Genomic DNA, 14,932 nt, shown 5'->3' with positions numbered 1-14,932 from the left:
TGTAGGGTGGGCAGGTTTCCTGCCCACGCGTCCGGACAGCGGATGCTCTGCTGAACGCGTGGGCAGAAGACCTGCCCACCCTACGTGTCAGGCCAGCAGCGCCTCTTCGCCTTGAATCAGCTCGGCGACCAGATCGGCCACCATCTTCACACGCGGCGACCGGCGCACGTCCGGGTGGACCGCCAGCCAGACCTCGCGGTGCACCGGACACGGATGCTGGTCGAAGCGCGCCAGCGTATCGTCGCCGCGCGCGAGGAAGTGCGGCAGCGCCGCCAGGCCCAGCCCACCGCGGCACGCCATCCACATCGTGGCCAGGTCGTTGGTGCGCATCCTGAACGGCCGCCCGGCCGCCAGCTGCTCCAGCCATCGCTGCTGCGGCGTCTCGCGCAGCAGCTCGTCGTAGCCGACGAATTCCCACGCCGCTTCCGGTTTCGATGCCCATGGCGTCGCGCCGTACAGCGCATACCCCATCTGTCCCAGGCGCCTGGCCGCAAGCCCCTCTTCGTGCGGCCGTGACAGGCGCAGCGCAAGGTCGGCTTCGCGCCGGTACAGGTTGGCCTGGCGCGGCTCGCCGATCAGCTCGATCGAGATGCCGGGCCAGCGCTCGCGCGCCAGTGCAAGCCTGGGCGCCAGGAAGGCGCTCGTGAACACGGGCGGCGCGGAGACGCGCACCGTGCCGCGCAGCGCGCCATAGCCTGCACCGGCGCGGCTGAAGGCAAGCGCCTCTTCTTCGATGCGGCGCGCGTAGCCGAGCAGGCCTTCTCCCTCGCTGGTCAGCACCCAGCTCTTGGGCAGGCGATCGAACAGGCGCAAGCCAAGCTGGGCTTCGAGCGCGCTCACGCGCCGCGCCACGGTCGAGTGCTCGACACCGAGCACGCGCGCGGTTGCGGTGAGCTTGCCCTGGCGCGCCAGCTCCAGGAAGTAGCGCACGTCATCCCAGCCGAGGGGAGTTTCGGTCGATTTTTGCACGATAACTGTTCATTTTTAAGGATTTCGGTCGATTTTTGCACGGACTACCATTGCCTGCAACATCAACCCCGACAGGAGAACCTCATGAACACCGCAATCGAACACGTGCGCATCCACGCCTACGGCGACCGCTCGGAACTGAAGACCGAGCTGGTCGCACTGCCCCCGCCCGGCGCGGGCCAGGTCCGCATTCGCCACGCCGCCATCGGCGTGAACTTCGTGGACGTGTACCACCGCACCGGCCTGTACCCCTTGCCGGTCCTGCCGGCCACGCTTGGCGCGGAAGGCGCCGGCATCATCGAGGCGGTCGGCCCCGGCGTGACGGACCTGGTGGAGGGCCAGCGCGTGGCCTATGCCGGCGCGCCGGTGGGCAGCTACGCCGCGGCGCGCAACCTGCCGGCCGAGCGCGCCATCCCGCTGCCCGACGCGGTTTCGTTCGAGGCGGCGGCGGGCGCCATGCTGCGCGGGATCACGGCGCACATGCTGTTTTCGTACGTGCGCCCGCTGCGCCCCGGCGACTCGGTGCTGGTGCACGCGGCGGCCGGCGGCCTTGGGCTCGTGCTCGTGCAGTGGGCAAAAGCGCTGGGCGCGCGCGTGATCGGGACGGTGGGCAGCCTGCCCAAGGCGGAGCTGGCGCTTTCGCATGGCCTGAACGAAGCAGTGCTGTACCGCGAGCAGGACTTCGTGGCGGCCGCGCGCGCGTTCGGCGGCGGCGAGGGCGTGCACTTTGCGATCGACGGCATCGGCGGGACGACGCTCAGGCAGACGTTGGAAGCCGTGCGGCCGTACGGCATGGCGGCGAGCATCGGCCAGGTGGCCGGCGAGATCGATGCGATCAACCCGGCGGACATCGGCCCCTACCGTTCGATCGCGTTTGCGCGGCCGGGCGTGTTTCGCTTCATGAGCGACATCGGACGCTATCGGGAAGGCGCGCACGCGACGCTGCAGCGCCTGGAACAAGGCATGCGCGTGCAGATCGGCCAGGAGCTGCCGCTGGCGCAGGCGGCAGAGGCGCACCGCCTGATCGAGTCCGGCCAGACGACCGGCTCGGTGCTGCTGCGGCCGTGATGGATTGGGTCAGCTGAACAAGTCGTCGTCCGGCCCGAGGTCGTCGGCCAACTGGTCGAAGTCGTTACCCGCCTGGTCGGACGAATCGAACAGGTTGCCGCCGTCCTGCGTGTCGGCCAACCGATCGGTCCTGCCGCGCTCCGGGTCGTCGTAGTAATTGTTGACGATGGTGGTTTCCTCCGGTGGCCGGTTCAGCGCGGATTGCGGACCCAGGAAGCCATTGCCGGCGTGGTTGCCAAGCAGGTGCTCCAGTCCCTGGAACAGGAATGCACCGCCCGCAACGCCGGCCGCCGTGGCCGCGATGTTGCCGAGCATGCCGCCCCCCCTGCCGCTCAGGAAGCCGCCGGGCGTGGCGGGCACCTGCGCCTGTGCCGAGCCGGGATGCGGCTGCTGGTACTGCTGCTGGTAGGGCGCCGGGGCCACCGGTTGCGATGCGGACGGACGCGACGTGCCGCTGTTGCCCCAGGTGTTCGGGTCAAGGAAGGCCGGGGCGGGCTGGGCGCGCAGCTGGTTCTGCAGCGCGGCGATCTCGGCCCGGGCGTTGTTCAGGGCCTGCTGCATGAGCAGCGCGCGCTGCACGAGCAGGTAGGCCGCGTCGGGCTGCCGGGCGACGGCGCGGCTGATCAGCGCCTCGGCTTCGGGGTCCTTGGCTACACCGCGCGCCTGCACGAGCTGGTACAGGAAGTCCTGCAGGAGTTGGGAATCTTGGGGGCTCATGTGCGGCTCCTTGTCGGGTCATTCACGGTTGCAGGTGGGCGCGCTGCGGCGCGTTTTCAAGTTGCGGCCAGCCGCTTGCGTCGCCGCTCAGAGAAGCTTGTCGAGCGTGATCGGCAGGTGGCGTATGCGCTTGCCGGTGGCGTGGTACACGGCATTGGCAAGCGCGGCGGCCACGCCGGTGATGCCGATCTCGCCGATGCCTTTTGCGCCCAGCGGGTTCGCATGCGGCTCGTCCTCGTCCACCACCAGCACGTCGATCTGGGCCACGTCCGCGTTCACCGGCACGTGGTACTCGGCCAGGTTGCCGTTGACGGCGCGTCCGTTGCGCTTGTCGTACACGGTCTGTTCGAACAGCGCCATGCCCATGCCCCAGACGATCCCGCCCATGAGCTGGCTGTATCCGGTCTTCTGGTTCAGCAGCCGGCCCACGCCGTACACGCCCGTCACGCGCGGCACGCGGATCTCGCCCAGCACCTCGTCCACGCGCACCTCGACGAACACGGCGCCGAATGCGTGCATCGAGTAGTGCTCCTTCTCGTGGCCGGGCGCGGCATCGGCCGTTACCTCGACCGGGCCTTTGCCGTGGCGCTTGACGATGCTGGACATGCGTTCGCGCTTGGCGGGCTCGCTCTTGAGGTAGAGCCAGCCGTCTTCAACGCCAACCTGGTCGGGAATGGCGCCGTGCAGCGGGGAGCGCGCGTCCGCCGACGCGATCCAGATCAGTTTCATGCGCAGCGCCGTGGCCGCCGCGTGCACGGCGGAGGACACGCTGGCCACCGTGGTCGAGCCGCCGGATACTGGCGCCTCGGGCATGCGCGAGTCGCCCAGCTCGAAGCGCACCAGCGCGACCGGCACGCCGAGCGCATCGGCCGCCACCTGCGTCATCACGGTGTAGGTGCCGGTGCCCAGGTCTTGCGTGGCCGAGCGCGCGCGCACGTGGCCCTCCTCGTCGATGGCGGCGCTGGCTCCAGCCGGCGAGCGGCGCGTCGGGTAGGTGGCGGTGGCCATGCCGTAGCCGACCAGCTTGTCGCCGTCGCGCATCGAGCGCGGCTGCGGATTGCGGCGCGACCAGCCGAAGCGCTCGGCCCCGGTCTCGTAGCACTGGCGCAGCGACTTGCTCGAGAACGGCAGGTTCTTTTCCGGATCGTGCTCGGCGTAGTTGCGCAGCCTGAGCTCGACCGGATCGATGCCGAGCTGACAGGCCAGCTCGTCGAGCGCTGCTTCCAGCGCAAACGTTCCGGTTGCCTCGCCGGGGGCGCGCATGAAGGTGGGCGTGCCCAGGTTCATGCGCGCGAGCCGGTGCGTGGTGGCCTGGCAGGGCGACGCGTACAGCATGCGGGTGACGAGCGCGGACGGCTCGATCCAGTCCTCGATCGTCGAGGTGTAGGCCAGCACGTCGTGGCTCGACGCGGTCAGGCGTCCGTCGGACATGGCGGCGAGCTTCATGCGCTGTGCGGTGATGGGCCGCGTGCCCACCGGGCCGAACATCTGATTGCGGTCCAGCACCAGCTTGACCGGGCGCCCAGCCTGCCGCGCCGCCATCGCGGCCAGCACCACGTGCGACCACACCGAGCCCTTGCAGCCGAAGCCGCCGCCGGTGAAGGGGCACAGCACGGTCACCTGGTCGGGTTCGATGCCCAGCGTTTGGGCCACGATGCGCTGCACGCCCTTGATGTACTGGGTCGAGTCGTACAGCGTGAGCCGCCCGCCGTCCCATGCGGCGACGGTGGCGTGCGGCTCGATCGGGTTGTGCGTCTCGTACGGGGTGGTATAGAGCGCGTCCAGCCGCGCGCTGCCCGCCAGCAGCCCGGCCTGCAGGTTGCCGCGCGCGCTGTCGGCAGGCTCGCCAAGCACCTTGTCGGGCGGGTGCGTGTGCTCCTTCGCTTCGTCGAAGTCGAGCACCGCGGGCGCAGTTTCGTATTCCACCGACAGGCGGGCCGCCGCCTCGCGCGCGTGCTCGAGCGTGTCCGCCACCACCACGCCGATCGGCTGGTTGTTGTAGTGGACCTGGTCGTCCTGCAGCAGCGAGAGCACGCGGCCGATCGGCGGCTGGACCTTGCCCGATCTGGTCTCGTCCGGCAGGCGCGGTGCGTTCTGGTGGGTCATCACGAGCAGCAGGCCCGGCACCTGTTCGGCGCTGCCGGCGTCGATGCGCAGCACGCGGCCGCTGGGGATGGTGCTCGTCACCAGCACGGCATGCGCCATGCCGGGCAAGGTGTGCTCGGCCGCATAGCGCGCAGCGCCGCTTACTTTGGCCCAGCCGTCGGTGCGGTTGATCGGCTTGCCGAGAATGCTCATGCCATGCCTCCCGCCGTGCGCAGCGCGCGCTCGATGGCGCGCCGCGCCAGTTCGACCTTGAAGCCGTTATGGGCCAGCGGGCGCGCGTGTTCGACCGCCGCTTCGCTCGCGCGCTCCAGCACCGGCGCGGCCAGCGCTTGGCCGCGCAGCGTGTCCTCGGCCGCGAAGGCACGCCAGGGTTTGTGCGCCACGCCGCCCAGCACCACGCGCGCGTCGCGCACCACGCCGTCGTCGAAGTCCACGGCTGCGGCCACCGAGACCAGGGCGAACGCATAGCTCGCGCGGTCGCGCACCTTGAGGTAGTGGGTATTCGTGAAACGCGGCGGCGGCAGGTCGATTGCCGTGATCAGTTCGCCCGGGGCGATGACCGTGTCGTCCTGCGGGCGCTCGTCCGGCAAGCGATGGAAGTCGAGCACGGGCAGTGCGCGCTCGCCGCCGGGCTGCGCAATGCGCACCACCGCATCGAGCGCCACCAGCGCCACCGCCATGTCGGACGGGTTGACCGCAATGCAGTGCGCGCTGGCGCCAAGGATCGCATGGATGCGGTTGAAGCCATCGAGGGCGGCGCAGCCGGCGCCGGGCGTGCGCTTGTTGCACGGCCCGAGCGTGGGATCGGTGAAGTAGTAGCAGCGGGTACGCTGCAGCAGGTTGCCGCCCACGGTGGCCATGTTGCGCAGCTGGGCCGAGGCGCCGTTCAGGAGCGCGTCGGACAGCAGGCGGTAGCGCTCGCGCACCAGCGGGTGGTTGGCCGCGGCCGTGTTGGTGGCGGTGGCGCCGATGCGCAACGCGCCGTCCGGCAGCTGGCCGATGCCGGACAGGTCGAGGCGGCTCACGTCCACCAGCCGCAGCGGCTGTTCGATCCCGCTCTTGTACAGGTCGAGCAGGTTGGTGCCGCCGCCAATGAATTTGGTGCCGGGGTCGCGCCCGAGCTGCAGCGCATGCGGCACGTCGCGCGCGCGTTCGTACGAGATCGACTGCATGGCCTCCCCTAGGCTCCGGGCGCGGAGCGTTCGACCACGCCGCGGATCGCGGAAACGATGTTGGGATAGGCGCCGCAGCGGCACAGGTTGCCGCTCATGCGCTCGCGGATTTCGTCGTCGGTGAGTTCACCCGCAAGGAGCGTGTCGCCTTGCGTGAGGCGGCTTGCGTCGCCGCGAGCCACTTCGCCAAGCAGCGCCACCGCCGAGCAGACCTGGCCCGGGGTGCAGTAGCCGCACTGGAAGCCGTCGCAGTCCGTGAACGCCTGCTGCACCGGATGCGGCACGCCGAACTCGCCCAGCCCCTCGACGGTGACGATGTCGCGCCCCTCCTGCATGATCGCGAGCGTCAGGCAGGCGTTGATGCGCTGGCCGTCCACCAGCACGGTGCAGGCGCCGCACTGGCCGCGGTCGCAGCCCTTCTTGGTGCCGGTCAGCTCGAGCACCTCGCGCAGCGCGTCCAGCAAGGTGACGCGCGGCTCGATCATCAGGTCGTGCAGCGCGCCGTTGATGCGCAGCGTGACTTTCTGCGGCGGCACATGGGGCGCGGCGGCGAGCGGCTCGTGGACGGCGCGCTGGTTCAGTTGGTCTTCAGGCATGGCGGTGCTCTTTCAAGGAGTTGCGCGGAACGTGTCTGACCGGGGGCCAGGCAGGCGGTTCCCGTGCCGGGAGCGGGCGCCCCCACGGGCCGGCTTATCATCGCGCAAATCAAAAATCCGGGGAGCCCGGCTGACACCCGTTGCGTGTGCGGCTTGCCAGTGAAGAGTTCTATACTGGATATGTCCAACCAAGCGAGCCCGTCATGCGCAACGCACTCGTCCTCCTTGCTCCACTGCTGCTGTCCGCCTGCGTCGATGGCGCGGCCGGCTATCTGGTGGCTGGCACCGAGCGCGCGCTGGTGGTGCACGCGCAGCAGGACTATTTCTGGAGCAAGGACGTGAACCTGGACCTGATTGCGTCCAACCTGCCGGAATGCCAGCGGCGCTTTTCGTTAGGAAAGGTTCCGTCGGAACGGCTCGATGTCGCGCTGTATGCCAACGGAAATGGCATCTTCACCGTGCAGGCGGGCGAGCGGCTGCTGCGCGTGGAAACCAGCCGCTGCGGCCAGCTAGCCACGCCGGCGGCCGCAAGCGGCACGCCGCTTGGGGCGTTCCGGCTGATGGCGGACAAGCTGGTGTTCGTGGAAGCCGGTTCGACGACGATGGCGCTGCGCTGAGCCGCAAGGCCTGCTTACGGACGCAACCAGCCGCGCGCGATGGGCGCGGCCAGCACGCGGCGGTACACGGTTTCCATGGCCGGCACCAGGGTGGCGCACAGCGCGGCCGGAGTCCGCGTGTTGACCAGCGCCAGCATGCCAAGCGCGACGACCAGGGCGCCGATCATGTCAGCCGGGTAGTGCACGCCGAGGAAGACGCGCGACCACGCCACCACGATCGACACCGGCAACAGCCAGGTGCCGATGCGGCGCGCGTTGACGGATTGGCTGAAGGCAAGCACCAGCGAGACGGTGAACATGATGGTCGCGTGGTCACTGGGGAACGAGCTGTCCGGCGCGTGCTGCATGAAGGTGTGGCCGATGCCGGCGACGAACGGGCGCGGGTGGAACCAGAGCAGGCCGATGACGGCGTTGGCCGCCAGCGCGCCGGCGGTGGCCATGGCGGCGCGCACCGCCGCCTGGCGCTGCAGGCTGTCGCCGCCGAGCCACAGCAGCAGCAGCATCAGGGGCACCAGCAGGATCAGCCGCTCGGCGGCAAACAGGGCGGCGGACAGGGGCCAGCCGTGCAGGCCGGCGTGAGCGTTGAAGATGGAGAACAGGTAGAGGTTGAGGTGTTCGAGCATGATGGCCGCCGTCCGCATTGATATCGAAATGACAATAGATAGGACTAGCTTAACGCAAGCTGGACGGGGCTTGCCACGCGAAATCGCAACAGAGTGTTACAGGACGGGTTGATGTAGGGTGGGCAAGTTCCTTGCCCATGCGTTCAACTCACGTAAGCATGGCCTGTCAGGCGGAATTTGAACGCGTGGGCAGGAGAACCTGCCCACCCTACGCGCGTGTGTTGTTCTATCGCGGCCCAAGCAGTTTGTGCAGGCGGTCGATTTCCTTGCTGCGGCCGATCCGCTCCAGCGCCTGCTCGAGCAGGGTCTTGTCGCCGTCGCGCAGCATGGTCCATTGGGTGAAGTATTCGTGCACGGTGCGCCAGGGCGGGAACTCGGGCGGCATGCTGCGCCACGCCGCGCCGGAATCGAGGAAATACAGCACCGCGCAAAAGACGTCGTACAGGTCGTGCTTGCGCGGGCGCGTCTTGCGCCGCGCCGCTTCCAGCATGTCTCGGATGTGCTCGAACTGCTCGCGCGAGATGTCGCTCGGGAATTCTGGCCTGGCCATGTCGGTCGCCCCAAAATCCCTTGGAGACGCCCGATCTGGAACAGGTTCCCGAACCCCGCTCGAAATGGATCAGTCGCGCGCCAGTGCCAGGAATTCGGTACGCAGCGCCAGGTTCGGCTGCAGTTCGCCCAGCATGGCGGAGGTGATGGTTTCCTCGCCCGGGGTGCGGATGCCGCGGCTTTCCATGCACATGTGGCGGCACTTGACGACCACGCCCACCGCCTTGGGCTCGAGCGCTTCCATCAGCGCGTTGGCGATCTGAATGGTCATGCGCTCCTGCACTTGCAGGCGCTTGGCGAACACATCGACCAGCCGGGTCAGCTTGGACAGGCCGACGATCTTACCGTTGGGCAAATAGCCGACCGTGGCCTTGCCGAAGAACGGCGCCAAGTGGTGCTCGCAGTGGCTATAGACCGGGATGCCGCGCACCACGATCAGTTCGTTGTACTCCTCGGCGCCGTCCTCGAACGCCTTGAGGATCTCGACCGGGTCCTGGTCGTAGCCGGAGGTCCAGTGCTTCCAGGCTTTGGCAACGCGTGCCGGCGTCTCGTGCAGGCCGGGACGGTTCGGATCTTCGCCGAAGCTGGCCAGCAGGCGCCGCCAGTCGTTTTCGGTGAAGGCTTCTTTGTCAGACATGGTCAACCCTGATTTTCTGCGATTGCCGAGAGTATATAGAAAATGCGCGGAATCGACCGGAGAGGCCCATTCTTTGATCCAGCCGAACTCGTCATTTGCAGAAACGGGCTAGCGTTAGCGGGTACCTTTCCTGAGGAGAACACCCATGCTAGGCAGCACAGTCCTGGAAGTTGCCATCGGCTTAACTTTTTGCTTCGGCACCGTCGCGCTGATCGTCACCACCATTCAGGAAGCGCTGGCCTCGATCTTCCGGTTGCGCGCCAACACCCTGCTGGCGGGCATCAAGAGCATGCTCAACGACCCCGGCTTCACCCAGCTGGCCCAGGCCGTGTACGGCCACCCGTTGGTCAATCCGCACGGCGACGGCGCGGCGGCCGACGAACGCGACCTCAAGTCCAAGCCATCCTACATCGAGCCTGCCCACTTCGCGATTGCGCTGGTGGACACGATCCAGCAGAACGGGCCGGCCACCTACGAGGCGCTGGGCAGCGCGATCGAGCAGATTCCCGATCCGCAGGTCAGGCGCGTGCTGCAGGGGCTGTACAAGCGGGCGGCGGGGCTGGAGCAGTTCCAGACGCTGGTGGCGGGCTGGTTCGACAACGCGATGGAGCGCGTGTCCGGGGCCTACAAGCGCCAGCAACTCCTGATCTCGTTCCTGATCTCGCTGCTGGTCGCGATCTTTTTCAACGTGGACAGCATCCACCTGTTCCGCACGCTATGGCAGCATCCGGTGCTGTCGGCGGGCATCAACGGTGCGCCGGGCGCGCTCGACCAGGCCACGGTGCAGGCGTTCATGGCGCTGCCGATCGGCTGGACCAGCTTCCCGCCGCACCTGGACAACGCCTTCCTGCTGCAGGTGGCGGGCTGGCTGATGACCGCCTCGACCACGCTGTTCGGGGCGCCCTTCTGGTTCGACATCCTGCAGCGCGCGGTGCAGATGCGCGGGACCGGCAGCAAGCCAGAAGAAGTGGCGCGCGAGCGACGCCAGGCAGCGGGCACGACAGCGGCAGCGGCCGCCGCGAGCTAGCGGCCAGGGGGCCGGTGCGCGTCCACCAGCACGCTCGAAATCGAGATGTGGGGCACGCGTTCCGGCCACTCGTCGTGCGGCCCGAACCAGCGCGCCTCGCTGATCTCGTTCGGGTCAACGCGGATCTCGCCGTCAAGATAGTCGGCGGTGAAGGCAATCATCAGCGAGTGCGGGAAGGGCCAGGACTGGCTGCCGAAATAGCGCAGGTTCTGCACGCGCAGGCCCACCTCCTCGAACACCTCGCGGTGCACGGCTTCCTCGATCGATTCACCGGCTTCCAGGAACCCGGCCAGCGGCACAAAGCGCTTGGCCGGTGACTGCACGTGCATGGCGAGCAGGACCGAATCGCCCTTGCGGATCAGCACCATCATCGCCGGCGAAATGCGCGGATAGGCCATGTGGCCGCACGAGGGGCACTTGAAGCAGCGCTCGCCCGTGGCCTGTTCGGTGCTGCCGCCGCAGGCGCCGCAGAAGCGGTGGGTGCGCGCCCACTCGGCCACCTGGGCCGCGCGCGCGGCCACGCCAACCAGGGTCTCGTCCATGCTGCCGAACATCAGGCCGCGCAGCGGTTGCAGGGCGTAGCCGTCCGGGACCGTTTCGGTGTCGAGCCAGCCGGCCTGGGCATAGCGGCGGTCGAGCAGGCCGACCGGCTGCATCCGGCGCAAATCGAGGTCGAGGGCGCGCAGCACGTCCTGGCCAGGGAGGGCCAGGTCGTGCTCGCGCACCAGCAGCCTGTTGCCATGGAACAGGAAATTGAGCGGATCGTCATGCTCCTGCCGGACCAGGAGGGGCGTGAAGGTGGCGGGCGTTTGCAGCATCGTTGGTATCGTCGGAACAAGATGCCTTGATGATACCGTTTTCGCGCCGCGCCCGCCGGGCTCAGGGTCTTGCCAGCTTCTTGCCCAGGTCGTGCGCGGCCTTCAGGTGCTTGCCCAGCGCATCGCCATGCTTTTTCGCCAAGGTGGCAATGTCGCGGTCGGGCTCCTCCTGCGCATAGTGGCGGAACACCTTGGTGTCGCGCTCGTGCACATCGATGTTGTACTGGATCCAGCGCTGCTCGAAGTCGCGTCCTGACAGGCTGGACAGCTCGTCCACCGTCAGCTCCTGCTCGGGCCGGATCTGGCGCGGCACCTCCAGGCCCTTGCCGCTAGCCAGTTGTTCCAGCTCGCGGCCCATGCGGCCATGCTCGTCGATCATGGACTGGGCGAACTTCTTCACGTCCGCGTTCTCCGACTTCTCGATCGCGATCTCGCAAATCTGTATCTCCGCCATGGAATCCTGCATCGCCTCGATCAGGAACTCGTTGCCGCCGGTGTAGCGCTGGCCGCCCTCGCGGCGCGCATGGGCCGGCTCCTTGTGCGCGCCTTCTTCCCTGGCCCCGGCCTGCTTGCCGCCGGGGCGCGCTTCGTCCTTGCCGGCGGCGGCTTCGCGGCCCGCCGCCGGCGCGCCGGCCACCTCGTCGGGCAGGCGGCCGAAGGCCTGGCTGACGTCGGCCGGGGTCTGGAACTGTTCATCCGGCAGCTGCTCGAGCGAGGCGCACACGTTCTCGTCCGCGCCCTCGCGCCTGGCCGTATCGAGCAGCGTTGCTTTGGAAGCCGGGTAGTCGACGCCCTTCAGGTACTTCTGGATCTGGATCGGATTGACGCGCGCCATGATGCCCTCCCTTGGCAATGGACTGAAAAAACAGGTCTGACCTCGTTGCGGCGCACAGGTTTCGCGCTTTTGCATGCGCTCGCCACGAACTATTTGGAACTCATCATGCTCAAAGGGGGGCTGGACCGCTTCACCGCTTGCGCCAACCAACCAGGAGAACAAGATGAACGATGGCCCCGTGGTGCTGGGACTGAACCGCACGCAAGATGCGAGCGCCTGCCTGCTGCACGGGTCAACGCTCATCTGGGCCATCCAGAAAGAGCGGCTCACGCGCCGCAAGCACCACTGGGGCCGGCCGGGCGACCTGCGCAACATCTACCGCGAACGCCTGCCCGGGCTCGACCGGCCCATCGACGTGCTGGTCGAATGCTTTTCATCCGACGAAGAGGTGGCGCGCCTGCCCGAGTACGAGGCCGAGCTGCAGCAAACCTTGCGCCTTGCGCCCGGCTGCCGGCGCGTGCGCATCTCGCACCACCTGGCGCACCTGTACAGCGTGTTCCATCCGTCGCCATTTCACGAGGCGGCGGTGATGGTGGTGGACGGCCAGGGCAGCCCCGTGTCCGAACTGACCGAGCACTGGAGCGGTGCGGCGGCCGTGCCGGGCGACTGGCGCGAGGTGTCGTCGTTCTACCGCGCCAGCCGCGAGCGCATCGACTGCATCGGCAAGCAGGTGTGGGACCGCGACGAGCACCGGCTGGCGGGGCTGGGCATGTTCTACTTCATGCTCACCCAAACCATGTTCCCGGGCGAGGGCAACGAGGGCAAGGTGATGGGGCTGGCGCCGCACGGCAACCGGGCCGCGTTTTCGCTGCCGCCGCTCGACGTGGACGGCGGCCAGGTCAGCGTGCCGGCCGCGTGGCGCGCGCTGCTGGACGAGCGCAAGCGCTTTCGCTACGGCTCGCCCGGGGTGCGCTTTTCCGATTGCGCCAACCTGGCCGCCGCCGGCCAGCACGCGTTCGAGGAGGCGCTGCTGCAGGTGGCGCGCTGGCTGCACGCGGCCACCGGGTCCGAGCACCTGTGCTTTGCCGGCGGAACCGGGCTGAACTGCTCGGCCAACGAGCGGCTGCTGCGCGAGACGCCGTTCCGGCAGGTGTTCATTCCGCCCGCGCCCAGCGATGCCGGCACCGCCCTTGGCTGCGCCGTGTACGGCCTGGCCGAACTGGCGGGCGCGCAATGCGAGTTCCGCTGGACCAGCGATTACCTCGGCCCGGAGCCCGCGCTGTCGGCCATCGAGGCGGCGGTGTCCGATGCGCCCGACCTCATCGTCGAGCGCCTGCGCGGGCGTGGCGCGCTGTGCGAGCGCATGCTCGACCTGCTGTGCGCCAACAAGGTGGTCGGGCTGTTCCAGGGCAGGAGCGAATTCGGGCCGCGCGCGCTCGGGCACCGCAGCATCCTGGGCAATCCGCGCCACGGCTACATGCGCGACTGGATCAATGCACGCGTCAAGCAGCGCGAGTGGTTCCGCCCGCTCGCGCCCATGGTGCTGGAAGAGCATGCGGCCGACTTCTTCGAGCTGGCGGGGCCGTGCCGCTTCATGCAGTTCGCGGCGCCTGTTCGGCCGGCGCTGGCGTCGCTGGTGCCGGCGATCACCCATGTGGACGGCACCGCGCGCCTGCAGACCGTGGGCCCGCAGGACGATCCGCTGCTGCGCTCGCTGCTGGCCGGCTTTCATGCGCGCACCGGCATTCCGGTGCTGCTCAACACCTCGTTCAACGGCAAGGACGAGCCGATCGTCGAGACGGCGCTGGATGCCATCACCTCGTTCCGGCGCATGCCGCTGCATGCGCTGGCGATGCCGCCGTTCTTGCTGCGCAAGCGCATCGAGCCGGAGCTGCCCGAATGATACGCGGCTACCCGGGCCGCGCCAGTGTCCTGCCGGGCGAGCGGCTGGTGCTGCACGTGGCCACCGACAGCCCGCGCTTTCACGTGGGCTTTTACCGGTGGGCCGACGGCCCGCAACTGCTGTGGCAGAGTGAATGCCTGCCCGGCGAGCGCGCGCCCGAGCGCGGCGCGGCCGAGGACTGGCGCTGGCCGCCCTACACGTTCACGGTGCCGGCGGACTGGCCTTCCGGGGTGTACATCGCCCATTTGCAAGAGCCGGGCGGCAGACCGCTCGACCTGGCGCTGGACACGGCGGCCGTGCTGTTCGTCGTGCGCGGAATGCGCCAGGGCGGCATGCTGTACAAGCTGCCGCTGGCGACCTACCACGCCTACAACTGCACCGGCGGCGGCTGCTATTACCTCGATCCGCCCCGTTCGGCCGATCCGCCGGGGGCACGGGTCTCGCTGCAGCGGCCCGGGGGCGGCATCGGCGGCACCGTCTGGTGCGCGCCCGACCACTACGACGCCAGCTCGCCGCGCCAGACCTTCGCGCACTGGGACGCGCGCTTTCTGCGCTGGCTGGCGCGCAAGGGCTACGCGCCCGAGTGCTGCACCGACCTCGACCTTCACGACGATCCCGAGCTGTTGTACCGCTACCGCTTGCTGGTCTCGGCCGGGCATGACGAGTACTGGAGCGAACCGATGCGCGACGCGGTCGAGGACTTCACGCGGCGCGGCGGCAACCTTGCGTTGTTCGCCGCGAACGTGTGCTGGTGGCGAATCCACCTGGTGGACGGCGGCACGGCCATGGTTTGCCACCAGGGCGGGCCGCGCGGCGCGCGCGACCACTGGTGGCCGCAGGGCGGCGCGGGTCGTCCCGAGGACGGCTTGTCCGGAGCCAGTTACCGCCACGGCGGGGGCTGGTGGGACGGTGCGCGCACCACCGCCGGCTACATCGTCCAGCAGCCGGCCCACTGGGTATTCGAGGGCACGGGACTTGCGCGCGGCGAGGCATTCGGCCAGCACACCTGGCCGCCGCTGGCCGGCTATGAATGCGACGGCGTGCCGCTGGACAGCTTCGATCGCGCAACCGGCATGGCGACCCTGTCGGCCTGGCGCGACGAGGAAGGCACCCCGGCCGACTACCAGTTGCTGGCCGCCTGCCCGCTCGACGCGCGCTGGCAGGAGCTGCCGCCGCGCGCGCGCCATGGCGCCGGCGAAGGCGTGCACGCGGCCGCAATGGGCCTGTTCACGCGGCCAGGCATGGTGTTCGCGGCCGGCACCACCGACTGGGCGCAGGTGCTCGACAGCGGGCGCGACCAGCGGGTCGAGCGCATCACCCGCAACGTGCTCGACCGGCTGCTGAGAAGGTGAGCA

Annotated in this window: 14 protein-coding genes and 1 pseudogene; 5 read left to right on the top strand and 10 right to left on the bottom strand. The window is 68.9% G+C overall.

All coding sequences use genetic code 11. The features are described 5' to 3' along the window. Positions 1–87: 87 nt before the first annotated feature. Positions 88–969, bottom strand: coding sequence for a LysR family transcriptional regulator (locus NX773_RS19340; RefSeq protein WP_258857919.1), 882 nt, complete (start codon positions 967–969; stop codon positions 88–90). An 84-nt stretch (positions 970–1,053) separates the two neighbouring features. On the opposite strand from NX773_RS19340, the gene NX773_RS19335 reads away from it, so the two are divergent. Beyond that, a complete protein-coding gene (locus NX773_RS19335; protein WP_258857918.1) occupies positions 1,054–2,037 on the top strand; it encodes a quinone oxidoreductase family protein in 984 nt (327 codons plus the stop codon). A gap of 9 nt (positions 2,038–2,046) precedes the next feature. On the opposite strand, the gene NX773_RS19330 is transcribed toward NX773_RS19335, so the two are convergent. The 4 genes from NX773_RS19330 to NX773_RS19315 all read right to left on the bottom strand — a co-directional run bounded on the left by NX773_RS19330 (position 2,047) and on the right by NX773_RS19315 (position 6,628). Beyond that, on the bottom strand, positions 2,047–2,754 hold the full coding sequence (locus NX773_RS19330; RefSeq protein WP_258857917.1) for a DUF2076 domain-containing protein: 708 nt from the start codon (positions 2,752–2,754) through the stop codon (positions 2,047–2,049). Positions 2,755–2,841: 87 nt separating this feature from the next. Next, the gene (locus tag NX773_RS19325) at positions 2,842–5,052 is read right to left on the bottom strand and encodes a xanthine dehydrogenase family protein molybdopterin-binding subunit (protein ID WP_258857916.1); all 2,211 of its coding nucleotides are present in this window, start codon (positions 5,050–5,052) and stop codon (positions 2,842–2,844) included. Beyond that, entirely contained in the window at positions 5,049–6,032 is a 984-nt protein-coding gene (locus NX773_RS19320; RefSeq protein WP_258857915.1) for an FAD binding domain-containing protein, read from the bottom strand. The genes NX773_RS19325 and NX773_RS19320 overlap by 4 nt, the downstream gene beginning before the upstream one ends. An 8-nt stretch (positions 6,033–6,040) precedes the next feature. Continuing rightward, positions 6,041–6,628 carry a 2Fe-2S iron-sulfur cluster-binding protein gene (locus NX773_RS19315; RefSeq protein ID WP_258857914.1) on the bottom strand — a complete coding sequence of 196 codons (588 nt, stop codon included), beginning with the start codon at positions 6,626–6,628 and terminating at the stop codon, positions 6,041–6,043. A gap of 203 nt (positions 6,629–6,831) precedes the next feature. Here NX773_RS19315 and NX773_RS19310 point away from each other — a divergent pair, with 203 nt between their 5' ends. Then, positions 6,832–7,245, top strand: a complete 414-nt coding sequence (locus NX773_RS19310) for a hypothetical protein (protein ID WP_258857913.1) — start codon at positions 6,832–6,834, stop codon at positions 7,243–7,245. A 14-nt stretch (positions 7,246–7,259) separates the two neighbouring features. On the opposite strand, the gene NX773_RS19305 is transcribed toward NX773_RS19310, so the two are convergent. The 3 genes and pseudogenes from NX773_RS19305 to folE form a co-directional block, all read right to left on the bottom strand. Then, positions 7,260–7,868: a phosphatase PAP2 family protein gene (locus NX773_RS19305; RefSeq protein ID WP_258857912.1), complete on the bottom strand. Its 609-nt coding sequence runs from the start codon at positions 7,866–7,868 to the stop codon at positions 7,260–7,262. Positions 7,869–8,142: 274 nt separating this feature from the next. Further along, a pseudogene (locus tag NX773_RS19300) lies at positions 8,143–8,418 on the bottom strand (transposase); the annotation flags it as partial. Positions 8,419–8,487: 69 nt separating this feature from the next. Continuing rightward, the gene (folE, locus tag NX773_RS19295) at positions 8,488–9,054 is read right to left on the bottom strand and encodes a GTP cyclohydrolase I FolE (RefSeq protein WP_258824265.1); all 567 of its coding nucleotides are present in this window, start codon (positions 9,052–9,054) and stop codon (positions 8,488–8,490) included. Between the two features lie 145 nt (positions 9,055–9,199). On the opposite strand from folE, the gene NX773_RS19290 reads away from it, so the two are divergent. Further along, on the top strand, positions 9,200–10,081 hold the full coding sequence (locus NX773_RS19290; RefSeq protein ID WP_258857911.1) for a hypothetical protein: 882 nt from the start codon (positions 9,200–9,202) through the stop codon (positions 10,079–10,081). On the opposite strand, the gene nudC is transcribed toward NX773_RS19290, so the two are convergent. After that, positions 10,078–10,899 (bottom strand): NAD(+) diphosphatase, encoded by an 822-nt coding sequence (nudC, locus tag NX773_RS19285; RefSeq protein ID WP_258857910.1) that lies wholly within the window; start codon positions 10,897–10,899, stop codon positions 10,078–10,080. The two genes, NX773_RS19290 and nudC, sit on opposite strands and share 4 nt — an antisense overlap. Before the next feature lie 61 nt (positions 10,900–10,960). After that, entirely contained in the window at positions 10,961–11,734 is a 774-nt protein-coding gene (locus NX773_RS19280) for a DUF4142 domain-containing protein (protein WP_307728695.1), read from the bottom strand. Between the two features lie 163 nt (positions 11,735–11,897). On the opposite strand from NX773_RS19280, the gene NX773_RS19270 reads away from it, so the two are divergent. Both NX773_RS19270 and NX773_RS19265 read left to right on the top strand, forming a co-directional pair. Then, the gene (locus tag NX773_RS19270; RefSeq protein WP_258857909.1) at positions 11,898–13,577 is read left to right on the top strand and encodes a carbamoyltransferase family protein; all 1,680 of its coding nucleotides are present in this window, start codon (positions 11,898–11,900) and stop codon (positions 13,575–13,577) included. After that, the gene (locus tag NX773_RS19265) at positions 13,574–14,929 is read left to right on the top strand and encodes a N,N-dimethylformamidase beta subunit family domain-containing protein (RefSeq protein WP_258857908.1); all 1,356 of its coding nucleotides are present in this window, start codon (positions 13,574–13,576) and stop codon (positions 14,927–14,929) included. The genes NX773_RS19270 and NX773_RS19265 overlap by 4 nt, the downstream gene beginning before the upstream one ends. Positions 14,930–14,932: the final 3 nt, after the last annotated feature.

It is taken from the genome of Massilia solisilvae (genome assembly GCF_024753215.1).
In the GTDB taxonomy this organism is placed as follows: Bacteria; Pseudomonadota; Gammaproteobacteria; order Burkholderiales; family Burkholderiaceae_D; genus Telluria; species Telluria solisilvae.
The sequence above is the reverse complement of the archived record's forward strand: the minus strand, read 5'-3'. Positions and strand labels throughout refer to the sequence as shown.

Excerpts from the sequence above, each read along its gene's own strand:
- NX773_RS19265 (WP_258857908.1), top strand. The coding sequence starts at position 13,574 with ATGATACGCGGCTACCCGGGCCGCGCCAGTGTCCTGCCGGGCGAGCGG.
- NX773_RS19330 (WP_258857917.1), bottom strand. The coding sequence starts at position 2,754 with ATGAGCCCCCAAGATTCCCAACTCCTGCAGGACTTCCTGTACCAGCTC.
- NX773_RS19320 (WP_258857915.1), bottom strand. The coding sequence starts at position 6,032 with ATGCAGTCGATCTCGTACGAACGCGCGCGCGACGTGCCGCATGCGCTG.
- nudC (WP_258857910.1), bottom strand. The coding sequence starts at position 10,899 with ATGCTGCAAACGCCCGCCACCTTCACGCCCCTCCTGGTCCGGCAGGAG.
- NX773_RS19280 (WP_307728695.1), bottom strand. The coding sequence starts at position 11,734 with ATGGCGCGCGTCAATCCGATCCAGATCCAGAAGTACCTGAAGGGCGTC.
- NX773_RS19305 (WP_258857912.1), bottom strand. The coding sequence starts at position 7,868 with ATGCTCGAACACCTCAACCTCTACCTGTTCTCCATCTTCAACGCTCAC.
- NX773_RS19315 (WP_258857914.1), bottom strand. The coding sequence starts at position 6,628 with ATGCCTGAAGACCAACTGAACCAGCGCGCCGTCCACGAGCCGCTCGCC.
- NX773_RS19290 (WP_258857911.1), top strand. The coding sequence starts at position 9,200 with ATGCTAGGCAGCACAGTCCTGGAAGTTGCCATCGGCTTAACTTTTTGC.
- NX773_RS19310 (WP_258857913.1), top strand. The coding sequence starts at position 6,832 with ATGCGCAACGCACTCGTCCTCCTTGCTCCACTGCTGCTGTCCGCCTGC.
- NX773_RS19270 (WP_258857909.1), top strand. The coding sequence starts at position 11,898 with ATGAACGATGGCCCCGTGGTGCTGGGACTGAACCGCACGCAAGATGCG.
- NX773_RS19335 (WP_258857918.1), top strand. The coding sequence starts at position 1,054 with ATGAACACCGCAATCGAACACGTGCGCATCCACGCCTACGGCGACCGC.
- folE (WP_258824265.1), bottom strand. The coding sequence starts at position 9,054 with ATGTCTGACAAAGAAGCCTTCACCGAAAACGACTGGCGGCGCCTGCTG.
- NX773_RS19325 (WP_258857916.1), bottom strand. The coding sequence starts at position 5,052 with ATGAGCATTCTCGGCAAGCCGATCAACCGCACCGACGGCTGGGCCAAA.